The organism is Frigoribacterium sp. NBH87, from assembly GCF_014217665.1.
Classification (GTDB): Bacteria; Actinomycetota; Actinomycetes; order Actinomycetales; family Microbacteriaceae; genus Frigoribacterium; species Frigoribacterium endophyticum.
The window spans coordinates 2342579-2358391 of record NZ_CP043650.1 but is presented as its reverse complement, the minus strand read 5'-3'; the positions used below and the strand labels follow the sequence as shown (position 1 = coordinate 2358391).

Here is a 15813-nt window from a genome sequence, read left to right as displayed (position 1 = left end):
GCGCCCGGCCTGCCGGCCGGCCGGCCGCTCAGCTCCTCGTGACGACCAGCACCGTGACGTCGTCGTCGACCTGGGCCACGCCGACCTTGACCGAGAACGCGTCGAGGAAGGCCTCGACGTCGCGCTCGGCCCGCAGGTCGGCGACGACGCGGTCGAGGCTCGCGAGCGTCGAGTCGTAGATGTCGAGCACGCCGTCCGAGACGGAGACGAGCGCGTCGCCGGGCTCGAGGCGCAGCGTCCCGGTCGTCCAGCCCTCGGCCGCGTCCTGGAGCCCCAGCGGCAGGTCGTGCGACGAGAGCCGCTCGACCGTCCCCGAGGCGCGGAGGTGGAGCGTGAGGCCGTGGCCGGCGTCGACGTACTCGACGTCGCCCGAGCGCGTGTCGACGCGGGCGTGGAAGAGGGTCACGAACGACCCGGCCTCGGCGAGCTGCGGGCCGAGGGCCCGCGCCGCCGTGGCGAGCGCCGTCGCGGGGGGCGCGTCGGTGCCGTCGGGCCCCTCGTAGAGGCTCCGGCGGAGGGCCTCGGCGAGGGCGCCGGCCGCCGCGCCCTTGCCCATCACGTCGGCGAGCGTCGCCGTGACGACGTCGCCGCCCTCGGCCCAGGCGTGGAGGTCGCCGCTCACCGCGCCGTGGGGCCGGTCGAGGGCGGTGGCCGTGAGGTCGCCGTGGTGCAGGGCGGGGCGCTGCCCTGCGACCGTCGGGTCCACGGCGACGGTGACGTCCGACGCCGGGCCCTGCCCCTGGCGGATCTCCGCCTCGGCCCACCGCCCCAGGTCGACCAGCCGGCCGCGCTCCTCGCCGGTGAGCCGGCGCGGCTCGGGGTGCAGGATGCACAGCGTCCCGATGGCCTGCCCGCCGTCGGCGCGCAGCGGCACGCCCGCGTACGAGCGCACCCCGAAGGCCGTGACGGCCGGGCTCTCGGCGAAGCGGGGGTCGAGGGAGGCGTCGGTCACCTCGAAGAGGCCCGTCCCGTGGACGGTGTACTCGCAGAACGCGGCGCCGTACGGGAAGCGGGGCGCCGCCTCCCCCGGCTCCTGGGGCGACTTGACCACGAGCGAGGCGTCGTCGACGAGGTTGAGGTACGACATCGGCACGTCGAAGAGCTCGCGGGCGAAGCGCGTGATGCGGTCGAAGCGCTCCTCCGGCGGGGTGCCGAGCAGGGCCGAGGCCTCGACGGCGGCCAGGCGCTCGCGCTCGGCGGCGTCGAGGGGCGCGGTGCCGTCGACGGCGTGCCAGCCGTCGTCCTGCGAGCCGGCGGCGGCGCCGCCCGGGTCGGCGGCGGCGGTGTCGGTGTCCGTGTCGGTTCCCGCTCGGTCGTCCATGTCTCTCCCTGATCCGGCGGCCCCGACCTGGTGGTGCCGAGGAGGCGGTCGGAGCGGTGGTGCCTGACGACCAGTAGAGCAGGCGGGCCCGCCGCGTGCCAGCACGGGGCGTGCCCTGTTCGGGGGGCCCGGCGTGGGCGAAGCTGAGCAGGACCTGGGAACACCCACCCCTTCCCGAGGTGGCGGCGAACCCCTGTCACCTCCCCACCGGGAAGAACAGACAAGGAGTCCCATCGTGACCATCACGCGCAAGACCATCACCAAGACCGCCCTCGGCCTCGTCGCCTCCGGCGCACTCGTCTTCTCGCTCGCCGCCTGCTCGATGGACGACACCTCGTCCACCGGCAGCTCGTCGTCGTCCTCCTCGGCCTCGTCCGAGCCCAGCGCCGCCGCGACCCCCGTCGCCTCGCTGCCCGACCTGAGCAAGGGCGTCGACACCCAGGTCGCCGTCGACCAGTCCTTCGTCGACGCGCTCACCAGCCTCGGCCTGACCCCCGGCGTCGTCGGCACCGCGACCTTCACCGACGGCTCCTTCGCCTTCCCGATCACGGGCGGCAACGTCGACTACTACGACCCCGCCAGCGACGTCCGCCCCTACGTCCAGGGCGAGATCGACCACGACGGCTCCGGCCTGTCGCTGACCGCCGCCGACGGCACCGTCGTCGAGCTCACCGACTTCCGGATCGACCCGGGCGAGTCGAAGCTCTACGGCACCGTCACCGCCAACGGCACCGTCGCCGCCGAGGACGCCTACCTCTTCAACCTCTACGGCGGCTCGCTGAAGCCCCTGCAGACCGAGGGCGACAACGCCATCCTCGAGGGCACCACGGTGCACGTCAGCCCCGACGCCGCCGCGCTGCTGAACCAGACCTTCAAGACCGACGCCGTCCAGGACGAGATGCTCGTCGGCGTCGCGAAGATCACCGTCGCCACCAAGTAGCACTCTCCCGCTGCTCGGTGACGACCGCGCCGGTGCTGCATCCCTCGACGTAGGGCCGGCATCCCGGTGGGACCCCCTTCTGCTCGTGAGCAGGAGGGGGTCTTCCGCGTGCCCGGGGTGCACCGACGGTGCGCCGGGTCGGCCCTGCACCTGCGTCGGAGGTCGTAGGCGAGGTCACGACCTGCGCACCCTGTGGCGGCGCGCTCCGGGCGCGAGCGTGGAGTCATGACATCGACACACGCCGAGAGCGGGGCCCCGAGGGGCCGCCGCGACCGCCGACTCCTGCCCCGCCTCGCCGCCGCCGCGGCCGTCGTCGCCCTCGCCCTGCCGCTCGCGGCCTGCGCGGGCACGGCCTCCGCCGAGCCCGCTCCCCCCGCCCCGCCGCAGCACCAGCCCGGCGGGCACGCCCTCACCGCCTCCGACGTCGACTCCTGGCTCGACGGGGCCCTGGGCTCCGCGCTGCAGACGACGGGCATCCCCGGCGCCTCCGTCAGCGTCGTGGCCGACGGCCAGCTGCTGACCGCCCGCGGCTACGGGCTGGCCGACACGGGCACCGAGGGCGACCCGGCCCGGCCCGTCGACCCCGACGACACGCTCTTCCGCGTCGGCTCCGTCTCGAAGGTCGTCTCCGCGACGGCCGTGATGCGGCTCGTCGAGGACGGCCGGCTCGACCTCGACGCCGACGTGCAGCAGTACCTCGACTTCGACCTCGACACCCCGAAGGGCGCCGTGACGCTGCGCCACCTGCTGACCCACACCTCGGGCTTCGAGGAGGTCATCGCCGGCCTGATCGGCACGCCCGGCAGCGAGGTGTCGCTGCGCGACGCCGTCTCGGCCGCCCCGCCCGAGCAGGTCTTCGCCCCGGGCACGACGCCCGCGTACTCGAACTACGGCGCCTCGCTCGCGGGCTACGTCGCCGAGCGCGTCAGCGGCGAGCCGTTCGCCGAGCTCGTGCAGGAGGAGGTGTTCGGGCCCGTCGGCATGACGTCGTCGTCGTTCGAGCAGCCGCTGCCCGCCGACCTCGACGCCCGCCTCGCGAAGGGCTACCCCGACGACTCGCAGCCGTCGTGGCCGACCGAGGTCGTGAACGCCGCACCGGCGGGGGCGATGACGTCGAGCGCCACCGACATGGCCCGGTTCATGCTCGCCCACCTCGGCGACCTGCCCGCCGACCAGTCGCCGCTCACGGCCGACACGCTCGCTGAGATGCACCGCCCCGCGCTCGACGCCGACGAACTCGGCACCCTCGCCGAGGGCCAGCGCATGGACCTCGCCTTCTTCGACGACAGCACGCCCGGCCTGCCCGCCTTCGGCCACGACGGCGACACGCAGGTCTTCCACACCGCGATGCGGATGTTCCCCGAGCAGGACGCCGGCATCTTCGTCACCCTGAACGGCAACGGACGCGACCCGATGGACTCGAGCGAGCTGCGCACCACCCTGCTCGAGGGCTTCGCCGACCGCTACCTGCGCGACGACGAGGGAGCCAGTGCAGGAGGCACGGGCGCGGCCGCCGAGGCCGGCCCCGACGCCGAGACGGTCGCGGCCACCTCCCCCGGCTCCGCGTCGTCCGGCGACGCGAGCGCCGCGGCCGCCGTGGCAGGCACGTACATCTCCTCCCGATCGCCCTTCAGCAACCCCGGCGCCCTGCTCGCGCTCAGCGGCCAGACCACGGTCGTGCCGCGCAGCGACGGCACCGTCGCGGTCACCCCGAAGCCGCTCGGGACGACCACCGGCGTGTACGAGCAGGTGGGCGCGAACGCCTGGCGCGAGGTCGGCGGCGACGCCGTGCTCGCGACGCGCACCGACGGCGACGACGACGACGACGACGCGACCGTGTCGGCGATCTCGTGGGGCGCCTCCTTCACCCTGCTGCGAGCACCCGTCTGGGACACCGCCTCGCTGGTGCTGCCGACGGTGGCCCTGTCGGTCGTCGTGCTGCTCGTCTCGCTGGTCGCCTGGCCGGCGGTCGCCGTCGCCGGCGCCGGGCGCCGCCGCCGCGGGGAGCTGCCGGCCGCGGCTCCTGCTGACGCGGCAGCCCGTCGGGGTCGTCGCACCCTGCTTCTCTCGCGCCTCGGCCAGCTCGCGACCGTGGTCGCCCTCGTCGGCTGGGCCCTGGTCGCCGTGCAGGCGCTGTCGTTCGTCGACGTGCCCGCGGTGTCGCTGCGCGTGCTCCAGGTGCTGCAGGTGGTCGGCGTGCTCGCCGTCGTGCCGGCGGTGCTGGCGACCTGGCAGGCCGTCCGCGACCGTCGCGGCGCCCTCGTGGTGACGGGTCGCGTGCTGGTCGTGCTGGCCCTGGTCGCCCTGGCCTGGTTCGCGCTGGCGTACCGGCTCATCTCGCCGAGCGTGAGCTACTGATGACCCCCTCACAGGGCGACGCGCCCCTCGACCGCCCGCACACGGCGGCCCCGGCCGCCCCGGCGACCGACGGCACCTGGCAAGCTCCTACCGTGACCACCGCCACCGCCTCCCCCCGCCCCTCGGCGCTCCGCCGGACCCTGGCCCGGGTGGGCGTGCGGAGCGACCTGGGCCGCGACGTCGTGCTCGCGGCAGCCTGGGCCCTGGTCGCACTCGCCTTCCTGGCCGGGCTGCAGGCGGCCGGCGAGCTGCTCGGCGCCGACCGGGGCGGCGTCGTGCCGCCCGCCCAGGTCGGGCTGGTCGTGGGGCTCGCCCTCGCCCAGCACGTGCCCCTGGCGCTCCGGCGCGTGCGCCCGGTGCCGGCCCTGCTCGCCGTCATGGTGCTGCAGGCCGCGCTGCTCGCCGTCCTGCCCTCCGGCATCGCGCTGTGGACGGCGGCGCCGGTCGTGCTCGCCTACACGGTCGGCTCGCTGCGGCCCACACGGGTCGTCGTCGGCGCCGGGGTCGCCGCGGTCGCCGTCGCGGCGGTCGGGGCGGTCGTCGGCGCGACGGGCGTCGCGAAGCGGGCGCTCGGAGCGGTCGCCCTGCCCTCGCTCGACCTCCTCGACCCGGCCGCCGAGGCGCTGGCCCTCATCACGAGCGCCGTGCTGATCGTCGGCGTCAGCGCCGCCGTCGGCTCGTGGGTCGCCCTGCGCCGCCGGCACGAGCACGACGTCCGGGCCCGCGCCGCCGAGACGGTCGAGCACCAGGCGACCCTGACCCGGGCCGCGGTCGCCGCCGAGCGCACCCGCATGGCCCGCGAGCTGCACGACGTCGCGGCCCACCACCTCACCGGGCTCGTCGTGCAGGCCGGCGCCGCCGAGCGGCTCGTCGACGGCGACCCCGAGCGCGCGAAGGAGTCGCTGCGCAGCGTCCGCTCCCAGGGCCGAGAGACGCTCGACGCACTGCGCTCGATCGTGGGCATCCTCCGCGAGACCGGCGACGACGCCGACGGCAGCGTGCCGGTGCCGGGGCTCGGCGACGTGGGCTCCCTCGTCGACTCGGCCCGCGCCTCCGGCACCGTGGTCGAGGTGCGGGCCGACGGGTCACTGCCGACGCTGCCCCCGCTGGCCGACGTCACCGCCTACCGGACGGTGCAGGAGGCGCTGGTCAACGCCCGTAGGCACGCTCCCGGGGCACCCGTGGCCGTCGACCTCCTGGCCGAGCCGCGCCGCCTCGTCGTGGTGGTCGAGAACGCGATGCCCGCGACGCCGGGCCGCACGGCCCCGGGGTACGGGCTGGTCGGGATGCGCGAGCGCGCGGCGCTCGTCGGCGGACGCCTCGAGGCGGGGCCGACGGCGGCGGGCTCGTGGAGGGTGCGGCTGGAGCTGCCGGTCGAGGCCGACGTGGCGGCTGCCGCGCCCGGGGCGGCTGGGGCGCCCGGGGCGCCTGCCGGGCCTGCGGGGGTCGGCGCGTCGGGCACCGCGATCGGCGGCACGACGGCCGGCGACGGGAGCGGCGCGTGATCCGCGTCGTGCTGGTCGACGACCAGTCCATCGTGCGGGCGGGGTTCCGGGTGGTGCTCGAGACCGCCGGGGGCATCGAGGTCGTGGGCGAGGCGGCGGGCGGCCGCGAGGCGGTGACGCTCCTGCAGCACACGCGGGCCGACGTCGTCGTGATGGACGTGCGCATGCCGGGCGGCGACGGGATCGAGGCGACGCGGGCGATCACCGCCGGTGCGGCGGGCTCAGGTGTGGCGGTCGCCGGTGCTGCGGGTGCGGCGGGCTCAGGTGTGGCGGTCGCCGGTGCCGGCGCGACGGGCGCCGTCGGCGGAGGTGGGGCCGACGCGACGAGCGCCGGTGCCGGCGGCGGGCCCGCCGTGCTCGTGGCGACGACCTTCGACCTCGACGAGTACGTCTTCGGAGCGCTCGAGGCGGGGGCCCGCGGCTTCGTGCTCAAGGACGCCGAGCCCGAGGAGTTCGTCGCCGCCGTGCGCGCCCTCGCCTCCGGCCGGGCCGCGATCGACGGTGCGACCACCCGTCGCGTGATCGAGGAGTTCACGCGGCGCCGGGCCGCCACCCTCGCGGGCCCGCCCGTCGACGTGCTGACGCCCCGCGAGCAGAGCATCGTGCGGCTGCTCGGCGAGGGGCTCTCCAACGACGAGATCGGCGAGCGCCTGGTGATCGAGACGAGCACCGTCAAGTCGCACCTCACCCGCGTGATGACGAAGCTCGACGCCCGCGACCGCCTCCAGACCGTGATCTGGGCCTACCGCTCGGGCCTGCTGCCCTAGTCGCGGCTGCCGCGGCCGCGGCCGCGCCCTCCGTCATCGAGGTGACTCGTCCTGGGCCCCCCACGCCGTCGAGACCTCAGGACGAGTCACCTCGATCACCGCGTCCCCTGAGTTGCCACTTTGAGGGCCTCCAGGCGCTCATGAGCCCCCCAAAATGGCAACTCACCAGGAGGACACGTGCACGAGCACGGCGTGCCCGCGGCGCCGCCCGAACCCCTCACGCGTGCAGCACCCTCCGCGCCACCCGGTTCCCGAGCAGCTGCGCCGCCTGCACCAGCACGATGATCAGCACGATGACCGTGACCATCACCACGGTGTCGAAGCGCTGGTAGCCGTAGGTGATGGCGAGGTTGCCCAGCCCGCCGCCGCCCACGAGGCCCGCGACCGCGGTCGCGTCGACCAGGGCGACGAAGATGTAGGTGAGCCCGAGGGTCAACGGGCCGAGCGCCTCCGGCACCACGATCGTGCCGAGCACCCGCAGCGGCGACGCACCCATCGCCGCGCCGGCCTCGACGGCGCCGCGGTCGACGGCGACGAGGTTGGTCTCGGCGATCCGCGCGATCGAGAACGTCGCCACGATCGTCAGCGCGAAGATCGCGGCGCCGGTGCCGATGCTGGTGCCGATCACCGCCCTCGTCAGCGGCGAGATCGCCACGATCAGGATGATGAACGGGATGGGCCGCACCACGTTGATCACCGCGTTCAGCGCCGTCGACACCGCCGCGTTCTCGAGCAGCGCTCCGCGCCGCGTCGAGTAGAGCACGAGGCCGAGCAGCAGCCCGAAGAGCGTCGCGAGCACGAACGACACCGTCACCATCTGGAGCGTCTGCAGCAGCGCCGCACCGATCTTCGGCCAGAGCACCGCGGGGTCGAGGTCACGCACGGGCCCCCACCTCCTCCACCGTCGTCGTGCGGCGCAGGTCGCGGAGCGCCGCCTCCACCCGGTCGTCGTCGCCGAGCAGCTCGACGGTCAGGTCGCCGAACAGCCGCGACTGCAGCTCGCTCACCCCGCCGTAGACCACGTTGACGTCGACGCCGTGCTCGCGGGCGACCCGCGACAGGAAGGGGTCGTTCGAGTCGCGGTCGACGACGTGCAGGTGCACGAGCCGGCCCGTGTGCACCTGGCGGATGCGCGTCAGCGTGGCCGCGGACGCCCGGTGGTGCAGCACCGACGAGACGAACCGCGACGTCGTCGGGTGCCGCGGCGACGCGAAGACGTCGTAGACCGAGCCGGTCTCGACGACCTCGCCGTCCTGCATCACCGCGACCCGGTCGGCGATCGAGCGGATCACGTCCATCTCGTGCGTCACGAGCAGGATGGTCACGCCGTACTCGTCGTTCGCGCGGCGGAGCAGGTCGAGCACCTCGCCGGTCGTCTGCGGGTCGAGGGCGCTCGTCGCCTCGTCGCTGATCAGCACGTCGGGCTTCGTCGCGAGCGCCCGGGCGATGCCGACCCGCTGCTTCTGCCCGCCCGAGAGCTGCGACGGGTGGTCGAGCGCCTTGTGGCCGAGGCCGACGAAGTCGAGCAGCTCCTCGACGCGGTCGACGGTCGCGTCGCGCGAGAGCCCGGCGAGCCGCAGCGGGTACGCCACGTTGCCGTAGACCGTGCGCGACTGGAGCAGGTTGAACTGCTGGAAGACCATGCCGATGCGCTGCCGCGCCCGGTGCAGCTGCCGCCCCCGCAGCGCCGAGATCTCGCGTCCGTCGACGTGCACCGAGCCCGCCGTGGGCCGCTCCAGGGCGTTGACCGTCCGCAGCAGCGTCGACTTGCCGGCCCCCGACCAGCCGACGATGCCGAAGACGTCGCCGCGCTCGACCGACAGGCTCACGTCGCGCAGCGCGTCGACCCGGCGGCCCTGCACCTCGTACGACTTCGAGACCCCGCGGAACTCCACGATCGCGTCGCCCGCCCCGGTCACCGAGGAGTCGCGGGTCGGCTCGGTCGCCGCGCCCGGCTCCCCGAGGGCGAGGCCCGCCTCCCCGAGGTCCGCGCCCGCCCCGCCGACGGCCACGGCCGCCGCGGTGCCCCCCGCCGCGCTCACGACGCCTGCTCGCGGGCCGCCGCCTCGAGCTCGGCGAGCGTCGCCCGGAGGTCGTCGGCCGACACGTCGACCAGCACCACGGCCCCGAACGAGTCGCGCTCGAGCGCCTCGGCGACGCGCGGGTCGGCGTAGGCGTCCTCGAGCACGTCCCACGCGGGGTCGTCGACGTCGTCGGCCCGGGTGACGACCGCGTTGACGTAGGGTCGCGAGCCGTCGCTCAGCGCGTCGTCGAGGTAGAGCGCGTCGTCGGCGTCGATCTCCTGCGAGGGGTCGAAGTACGACGTGCCGACGACGACCGCGTCGATGCTCGGGTCGTCGAACTGGGTCGGGATGGTCGTCGCGCCGATGGGCACGAACTGCAGGCCGAGGTCGTTCTCCGTGACGTCGTCGACGGTCGGGAAGATCCCGGCCCCGTCGTCGACCTCGATCAGGCCGGCCGCCTCGAGGATCCCGAGGGCCCGTCCGCTGTTCGCCGCGTCGTCGGGGATCGCCACGTGGTCGCCCTGCCCGAGCTCGTCGAGCGACGACTTCGTCGCCGAGAAGACGCCCCACTGGCTGATCGACGTCGAGAACACGGGCGTCAGGTCGGTGTCGTTCGCCGTGTTGTACGCGCTGAGGAAGGCCGTGTGCTGGAACGCGTTCGCGTCGACCTCGCCCGCGACGAGCGCCGAGTTGGGCAGCGTCCAGTCGTCGAAGTTGACCCACTCCACGTCGAGGCCGTCCTCCGCCGCGACCGTCGCCACCGCGTCCTGCAGCTCGCTCTCGCCGCTGCCCGCGATGCGGACGCTGAGCCGCTCGACGTCGCCGTCCGCCGCGTCGGCCGGGTCGGTGCCGCCCCCGACGGCGGTGCCGACGAGCACTCCCCCGCCGACGAGCGCCGCGACGCCGGCGACGCCGAGCACGGTGAAGAGCGCTCGGCGCCGCTTCCGGCGCGCCTCGTCGAGGCCGGCGCGGAGGCCGCCCGCGGGCCGGTCGGCCCTCTCGGCGCCGGGTGCCGGGTCGTGCCCCTCGGCCCCGTCGGTGCGGCCGGCCTGGTCGTCGTGGTGGTCGTGCTGCTCGCTCATGGCGTCTCCCCTGGGTCTCGTCGTGGTGATCGTGGTGGTGCTGGTGGGGAGCGACTGTGCCAGCCGGGAGGCCGTCGGTGAAGCGTCCGTGTCGACGCGTGACGGAGAGTGACGGTGCGTGACGGGACGTGTCGTCGCGTGACGCCCGGGGTGGCCGGGCAGCCGTCCGTCTGCGAGGAATGGAGCTCGACCGAGAGGACCTCATGAGCCACGACACGCAGACCACCGACCGGACGACGGGCGAGCAGGGCAGCCCCGAGGAGGCGCGGGTCGACGCCCGCGTCGAGGCCGCGTTCGCTCCGGTGCTGGAGCGCATCGCGGCCGGCGCCGTCGCCCGGGAGCGCGAGCGCCGCCTCCCCGTGGCCGAGGTCGACGAGCTGCGACGGGCCGGGTTCGGCGCGCTGCGGGTGCCGGTCTCGCACGGCGGGTGGGGAGCGTCGCTGGAACAGGAGTACCGCCTCCTCGTCCGGCTCGGGGAGGCCGACTCGAACCTGCCGCAGCTGCTCCGCGGGCACGTGGCCTTCGTCGAGACGCAGCGGGCGCAGCCCGACGGGCCGCTGCGCGACGAGTGGCTGCACCGGCTGGCCGCGGGCGACGTCCTCGTCGGCAACGCCCAGGCCGAGCGCGGTGCGGCGACCGAGGTGACGACGCGGCTCGAGCAGCGCGGCGACGACCTCGTGCTCACCGGTCGCAAGTACTACAGCACCGGCACGATCTACTCCGACTGGATCTGGGTCGGGGCGGTGCGGGTCGGGGGCGACCGCGACGGCGAGCGGGTCGCGCTGAGCGTGCGGGCCGACGCTCCCGGGGTCACCCGCGTCGACGACTGGGCCGGCTTCGGCCAGCGGCTCACCGGCAGCGGCACGACGGTCTTCGACGACGTCGTGGTCGACCCGCGCCAGGTCATCCCGTGGGGCGAGAACGCCGAGCGCCGCCCGCTCGCGCACGCGCAGTCGCTCTACCAGCTGGTGCTGCTCGCGGCGCTGAGCGGCACCGCGCGGGCGGTCGTCCGCGACGCGGTGGCGTTCGTGCGGCCCCGCACGCGCACCTTCGGCGTCGGCGGCACGTCGTCGCCCCGCGAGGACCCGCTCGTACAGCGCGTCGTCGGGCGGCTGTCGAGCATCGCGTCGTCGGTCGAGGCGATCACCCTCGCCGCGGTCCGGCACGTCGACGCCGCCGACCGCGCGGGCGCCGCCGACGACGGCCACGGCGCCCGCTGGGAAGAGGCGCTCGTGCGGGTCTTCGAGGCGCAGCAGGTCGTGCTGCCGCTGGTGCTCGAGGCGGCGACCTCCCTCTTCGAGGTGGGAGGCGCCTCCGCGGTCGACACGGAGCTCGCGCTCGACCGCCACTGGCGGAACGCGCGGACGATCGCGTCGCACAACCCGGCGATCCTCCGCGAGCGCGCCGTCGGCGACTACCGCCTCAACGGCGTGCTGCCCGCGGCGCCCGGCGCGCCCGCCGGCGCGCCCGCGCCCGCGACACCGAGGTGACGCGTCCTGCGCCCCTGCCGACCTCGACGCCCCAGAACGAGGCATCTCGATGCGGCGCGCCCGGTCGCGGGTAGGTTCAGGGCATGCACGAGCCCGTCCAGATCACCGTTCTCGAAGACGAGAAGATCTGGGGGATGGTGCCGCGCGAGCTGGCCTACACGGCCGCTGGGGCGTGCACGGCGCTCGGGGTGGGGTTCGTCCTCGCGGCGGTCCTCTCGGGCCAGTGGTGGTTCCTGGCCGGCACGGGCCTCGCCTGGCTCACCGCCTCGGCCCTGCAGTCGTTGTCGTTCCACCTGCAGCGGCTCGGCTACGCGAACGCCGATCTGGTGACCTACGACGAAGCGGGCGCCGAGCCCCCCGACGACGACCGCCCGGTGTGAGGCGCGGGTCACGGGGTGCGGGCGACGCGGGCTCCCTGCGGGGGCCGGCCCGCGACTCCTACAGCCAGTGCTTCTTCTTGAAGACGAGCCAGAGGGCGACGCCGAGCAGCAGCATGAGCCCGAGCGCGAACGGGTAGCCGAAGCGCCAGTGCAGCTCGGGGATCACGTCGAAGTTCATGCCGTAGATCGACGCGACGAGGGTCGGCGCGAAGAGGATCGCCGCCCACGACGAGATCTTCTTGACCTCCTCGCCCTGCTCCATCGAGGCGCGGGCGAGGCGGCGGCTCTCCTCGCCCTGGGCGAGGCTGGCGCTGGTCATGCGGCGCATCGCGTCGTTCTGCTCCTGGGTGACGAGCGTCGAGTGCAGGGTCAGGGCGTTCTCGAGCAGCACGCGGAAGGTGTCGGCGCGCTCGGTGATGCGGATGGTGTGGTCGAGCACGTTGCGCAGCTGCGCCTGCACCTCGTCGTCGGTGCCGTACTTGGCGGCGCCGCGCAGCAGCGAGTCGACCATCTCGGGCAGGGGCCCGATGGCGCGCTGGAAGCCGATCACCTCCGAGAGCAGCTGGTAGATGCGCTTCGACGACTCGGGGTCGACCTGGCCGTCGAAGAGGTCGTCCTCGATCTCGTCGATGTCGTCCTGGAGGCCCGCGACGACGGGGGCGTAGCCGTCGACCAGCTCGTCGAGCACGCGGCTGAGCACGGCCTCGGACCCCTTCGCGAGGAACTCCGGGTCGGCCTCGAGGCGCTTGCGCACCTGGCCGAGGTCGGGGCGCTCGGCGTGCCGCACGGTGAGCACGAAGCGCGGCCCCGCGAAGAGGTGCACCTCGCCGAACTCGACCGCCTCGCGCTCGTCGTCGTACCAGGCGGAGCGCAGCACGATGAAGAGCGTCTCGCCGTAGCGCTCGAGCTTGGGGCGCTGGTGGCCCTTGCGGGCGTCCTCGACGCTGAGCGGGTGCAGGTCGAACTCGGCCGCCACCGAGTCGAGCTCGGCGGGGCTGGGGCGGAAGAGGCCGATCCAGGCGAGGCCGCCCGCGGTGTCGTCGAGGGCGGCGTAGGTCTCGCGGAGGTCGGCGGGCGTCCGCGTGCGGGTGCCGCCGACGTAGATGCCGTTGTCGATGAGTGCCATGGGCGGGTCTCCTGTCGGTGCAGGAGGCAGGGGAGCGAGCGACGGGGGCCGGTGCGGGCGCGCGGGGGCGCGCGGGCTGCGCCGGCGCGGGGGGCCGGGGCGGCCGGGGAGCCTCGGCCGCCGGGCGGGCCGAGCCGGGTGCCGACCCGCGGGGCGGGCCGAGCCGGTCAGATCCGGAACGCTCCGCCGACGAGGCGAGGGCGTCCCTGACGATCATGATCACCGGTCATGTCGCGAGTCACCTGCCTCTCGGTCGTGCGTTCGTGGTCGGGCGTGCGGGGTGGTGCGTGGTGCGTGGTGCGTGGTGCGTGGTGCGTGGTGCGTGGTGCGGGGTGCGGGGTGCGTGCGGGTCGGGCCCGTGCGCCGGGCCCGTGGCATGAGCGTCCCGAGGCGGGCGCGCCCTCGCGGGCCTCCCGCAGCATAGTGCGCGGGGGTGTCGGGGCGGGAGCCTCCTCACGGCATCCCTACGCAGTCGCACCGGCCCGCCCCGCGCCTCCCCCGGTCCGTCTCCTCGCCGGTCCGTCTCCTCCCCCGCTCCGTCTCTTCCCCCGCTCATCGACGCCCGTCCGCGTGCCCCCCTCTCAAATTTGAGAGAGATCGGCCCGACACCGACGAAGACAGGCGGGAGGCGCGGGCCGACGACCCGGATCACTCGCGTTCTGCCCCCCGCGCCCCCGACCTCCTCCCCCGACGGCCCCGCCCCTGCCTCACGCGGCACGGCCGTTCTCTCAAATTTGAGAGAGATCGGCGCGGGACCGACGAATACAGGCGGGAGGCGCGGGTCGACGGGCGAGATCACTCGCGTCTTCCGGTGCCCGCGCTGGTGCCGACCCCTGCCCGGCGTCGGCGTCGGCGTCGGCGCCGGCACCCGCGCCCATGCCCACCGCCCGCTCCTGCGCCGGCCGCCCGCTACGCTCGCCTCCGTGACCGCCCCCGCCGCCTCGCTCACCTGGGCCGACCTGCCGACCGCCACGCGCGTCGAGGTCGTCCGCCTCGCGGGCCGGGGCGAGGCGCACCCCGACCCGGCCGTGCGCCGCGCCGCGCACGAGTGGGCGACGATGCCGAGCTGGTCGTCGCGGGCGAACCGGCTGCCGGGGTGGACGCTGCCCATCGCCGCCGCGGTGCTCGGCGTGCTGCTCGTCGTCGTCGGCCTCGCCGTCGCCGCCCCCTGGCCGATGATCGTCGTGCTGGTCGCGGCCGCCGTCGTCGCCCTCGTGCTCGGCCTGCTCGGAGCGAACGCCCGGTCGTCGGCCGCCGCCGTGCGCGCCGTCGCCGACCGACCCTGAGCTGACCGCCCCGACGCCTGATGCCGAGCCCGAATCCGAGCCCGGCCCCCGGCCCCGACCCCGACCCCGACCCCCGGACCAGCCCACGAGCCGAAGTCCGCACCCCTCACCTCCGCAGGCACCACCCCGCGACGAGCTCCACCGCCGCCCCGAACTCCGCCAGCCGCGGCCGGTCGAGGAAGGCGTGCCTAGTTCCCGGCAGCACGTGCCGATCGAGCTCCGCGCCCGACGCCGCCAGCTCGCGCGCGAACGCGTCGCCCGAGGCCCGCATCGAGTCCGCCTCGGCGTCGACCATGAGCGTGCGCGGGAACCCGGCGAGGTCCTGCCCGCCGGCGAAGGCGTGCCGCTCGGCGAGCGCCGCGGCGGTGCCGGCGTAGTTCCGGTTCATCAGGTCGAGCCCCCAGCGGGAGTGCGACAGCCTCCGGTGCCCGCGCACCGACCGCTGCAGTGCCCGGTCGACCGGCAGCACGGGGTGGAAGAAGCCGTAGCCGAGCACGACCCCGCGCGGCGCCGCCCCCTCGTCGATGGCCCGCAGGGTGGCGGCCGCGGCGAGGCACGCCCCCGCGCTCGCCCCGCCGATCAGCGCACCGCCGGGCGTGGCCTCCGCGACGTCCGCCAGACCGCCGACACGTCGTCGACCGGCCCCGGGAACCGCGTGCGTCCACGCCCGTCGCGCCCCGCTCGCCCGACCCGCGCGACCGGGCCCACCGACGCGACCCGCCCGACCCGCCCGACGAGCGGCCACGGCGTCAGCCGGTAGTCGACCGTGACCACGCCGACCCCGCGGCGTGCCAGGGCGGACGCGACCTCGTGCGCCTCCGGCTGGTCGAGCCCGCCCCGGAAGAACCCTCCGCCGTGGGCCCAGACGAGCACGGGGGCCGACCGCGCCTCCTCGGGTCCGTCCCCGGCGGGCACCGCCGCCGCGTACCGCCGCACCGGCACCCCGGCGACGACGTCGTCCACCGGCGCGGGGCCTGAGGGAGTCGCGGGCCCCGCCCCCGGAGCACGCCCCGCCCCCAGCCCGCTCACCCGCGCAGGACGGACGCCCGCGCCGACTCCCGCTCGGCGTCGGTGATGACCCCACGGCCGTGCAGGTCGTCGATCTCGGCGAGGCGCGCCTCGACCGACTTCTCGGGCTGCAGCACCGACGAGTCGCGGAGCTTCGCCGCGAGCTCGGCGTCGAACGTCAACGGGTTGATCCCCCGACGCCGGGCCGACACGACCTTGACCACGATGAGCACCACCATCGCGACGACGATGACGCCGATGACGAAGCCGGCGAGCGTGACGCCGGTGTCGAAGGCGCCGGGGCTGGAGCCGGGGAGGACTGCGAGCACGGGTGACATCGCCTCAGTCTCGCAGGCCCCGACCGACCGGTCCACGCCCCCGTCCGCCCCGGCCCGGCCCGGGGCCCTCCGAGTGGTCACGAACTGCTCCTCCCGGCGCCCGGGAGGAGCAGTTCGTGACCACTCGAGCCCGGCCGCCCCGCGTCCCCCGGCCGCCCCGCGTCCCCCGGCCGCCCCGCACCCCGGCC

15 protein-coding genes are annotated in these 15813 nt (G+C 75.4%); 7 read left to right on the top strand and 8 right to left on the bottom strand.

Translation table 11 applies throughout. From position 1 onward, the window contains the following. Nucleotides 1-28 precede the first annotated feature (28 nt). A complete protein-coding gene (locus F1C15_RS10955; protein WP_185231137.1) occupies nucleotides 29-1321 on the bottom strand; it encodes a SpoIIE family protein phosphatase in 1293 nt (430 codons plus the stop codon). A gap of 235 nt (nucleotides 1322-1556) precedes the next feature. Between F1C15_RS10955 and F1C15_RS10950 the strand changes: the two genes are divergently transcribed. From F1C15_RS10950 to F1C15_RS10935, 4 genes are all read left to right on the top strand, one after another. Then, a complete protein-coding gene (locus F1C15_RS10950; RefSeq protein ID WP_255465185.1) occupies nucleotides 1557-2261 on the top strand; it encodes a hypothetical protein in 705 nt (234 codons plus the stop codon). Nucleotides 2262-2486: 225 nt separating this feature from the next. After that, nucleotides 2487-4619, top strand: a complete 2133-nt coding sequence (locus tag F1C15_RS10945; RefSeq protein WP_185231135.1) for a serine hydrolase — start codon at nucleotides 2487-2489, stop codon at nucleotides 4617-4619. Continuing rightward, nucleotides 4619-6124 carry a sensor histidine kinase gene (locus F1C15_RS10940; protein ID WP_185231133.1) on the top strand — a complete coding sequence of 502 codons (1506 nt, stop codon included), beginning with the start codon at nucleotides 4619-4621 and terminating at the stop codon, nucleotides 6122-6124. The genes F1C15_RS10945 and F1C15_RS10940 overlap by 1 nt, the downstream gene beginning before the upstream one ends. Then, nucleotides 6121-6891: a response regulator transcription factor gene (locus F1C15_RS10935; protein ID WP_185231131.1), complete on the top strand. Its 771-nt coding sequence runs from the start codon at nucleotides 6121-6123 to the stop codon at nucleotides 6889-6891. Before F1C15_RS10940 ends, F1C15_RS10935 begins: the two co-directional genes overlap by 4 nt. A gap of 217 nt (nucleotides 6892-7108) precedes the next feature. On the opposite strand, the gene F1C15_RS10930 is transcribed toward F1C15_RS10935, so the two are convergent. From F1C15_RS10930 to F1C15_RS10920, 3 genes are all read right to left on the bottom strand, one after another. Continuing rightward, nucleotides 7109-7774: a methionine ABC transporter permease gene (locus F1C15_RS10930; protein WP_056051911.1), complete on the bottom strand. Its 666-nt coding sequence runs from the start codon at nucleotides 7772-7774 to the stop codon at nucleotides 7109-7111. Further along, nucleotides 7767-8810, bottom strand: coding sequence for a methionine ABC transporter ATP-binding protein (locus F1C15_RS10925; RefSeq protein WP_370543630.1), 1044 nt, complete (start codon nucleotides 8808-8810; stop codon nucleotides 7767-7769). The genes F1C15_RS10930 and F1C15_RS10925 overlap by 8 nt, the downstream gene beginning before the upstream one ends. 119 nt (nucleotides 8811-8929) lie before the next feature. After that, on the bottom strand, nucleotides 8930-9997 hold the full coding sequence (locus tag F1C15_RS10920) for a MetQ/NlpA family ABC transporter substrate-binding protein (RefSeq protein ID WP_185231129.1): 1068 nt from the start codon (nucleotides 9995-9997) through the stop codon (nucleotides 8930-8932). Between the two features lie 203 nt (nucleotides 9998-10200). On the opposite strand from F1C15_RS10920, the gene F1C15_RS10915 reads away from it, so the two are divergent. After that, nucleotides 10201-11487: an acyl-CoA dehydrogenase family protein gene (locus F1C15_RS10915; protein ID WP_185231127.1), complete on the top strand. Its 1287-nt coding sequence runs from the start codon at nucleotides 10201-10203 to the stop codon at nucleotides 11485-11487. Nucleotides 11488-11570: 83 nt separating this feature from the next. Further along, on the top strand, nucleotides 11571-11867 hold the full coding sequence (locus tag F1C15_RS10910; RefSeq protein WP_167261774.1) for a hypothetical protein: 297 nt from the start codon (nucleotides 11571-11573) through the stop codon (nucleotides 11865-11867). A gap of 58 nt (nucleotides 11868-11925) precedes the next feature. Here F1C15_RS10910 and F1C15_RS10905 read toward each other — a convergent pair whose 3' ends face one another. After that, nucleotides 11926-12993, bottom strand: coding sequence for a magnesium and cobalt transport protein CorA (locus F1C15_RS10905; protein ID WP_056051908.1), 1068 nt, complete (start codon nucleotides 12991-12993; stop codon nucleotides 11926-11928). 923 nt (nucleotides 12994-13916) lie between these two features. On the opposite strand from F1C15_RS10905, the gene F1C15_RS10900 reads away from it, so the two are divergent. Beyond that, entirely contained in the window at nucleotides 13917-14279 is a 363-nt protein-coding gene (locus F1C15_RS10900; RefSeq protein ID WP_185231125.1) for a hypothetical protein, read from the top strand. Nucleotides 14280-14385: 106 nt separating this feature from the next. Here the strand turns inward: F1C15_RS10900 and F1C15_RS10895 are convergent, their stop codons facing one another. The 3 genes from F1C15_RS10895 to F1C15_RS10885 form a co-directional block, all read right to left on the bottom strand. Beyond that, nucleotides 14386-14859 carry an alpha/beta hydrolase fold domain-containing protein gene (locus F1C15_RS10895; protein WP_255465597.1) on the bottom strand — a complete coding sequence of 158 codons (474 nt, stop codon included), beginning with the start codon at nucleotides 14857-14859 and terminating at the stop codon, nucleotides 14386-14388. Next, nucleotides 14859-15242, bottom strand: coding sequence for a carboxylesterase family protein (locus F1C15_RS10890; protein ID WP_185231123.1), 384 nt, complete (start codon nucleotides 15240-15242; stop codon nucleotides 14859-14861). Before F1C15_RS10890 ends, F1C15_RS10895 begins: the two co-directional genes overlap by 1 nt. Nucleotides 15243-15304: 62 nt before the next feature. Further along, a complete protein-coding gene (locus tag F1C15_RS10885; RefSeq protein WP_185231121.1) occupies nucleotides 15305-15625 on the bottom strand; it encodes an SHOCT domain-containing protein in 321 nt (106 codons plus the stop codon). Nucleotides 15626-15813 lie beyond the last annotated feature (188 nt).

Coding starts and splice junctions, on each gene's coding strand:
- F1C15_RS10945 (WP_185231135.1), top strand. CDS start 2,487: ATGACATCGACACACGCCGAGAGCGGGGCCCCGAGGGGCCGCCGCGAC.
- F1C15_RS10955 (WP_185231137.1), bottom strand. CDS start 1,321: ATGGACGACCGAGCGGGAACCGACACGGACACCGACACCGCCGCCGCC.
- F1C15_RS10920 (WP_185231129.1), bottom strand. CDS start 9,997: ATGAGCGAGCAGCACGACCACCACGACGACCAGGCCGGCCGCACCGAC.
- F1C15_RS10940 (WP_185231133.1), top strand. CDS start 4,619: ATGACCCCCTCACAGGGCGACGCGCCCCTCGACCGCCCGCACACGGCG.
- F1C15_RS10910 (WP_167261774.1), top strand. CDS start 11,571: ATGCACGAGCCCGTCCAGATCACCGTTCTCGAAGACGAGAAGATCTGG.
- F1C15_RS10885 (WP_185231121.1), bottom strand. CDS start 15,625: ATGTCACCCGTGCTCGCAGTCCTCCCCGGCTCCAGCCCCGGCGCCTTC.
- F1C15_RS10915 (WP_185231127.1), top strand. CDS start 10,201: ATGAGCCACGACACGCAGACCACCGACCGGACGACGGGCGAGCAGGGC.
- F1C15_RS10905 (WP_056051908.1), bottom strand. CDS start 12,993: ATGGCACTCATCGACAACGGCATCTACGTCGGCGGCACCCGCACGCGG.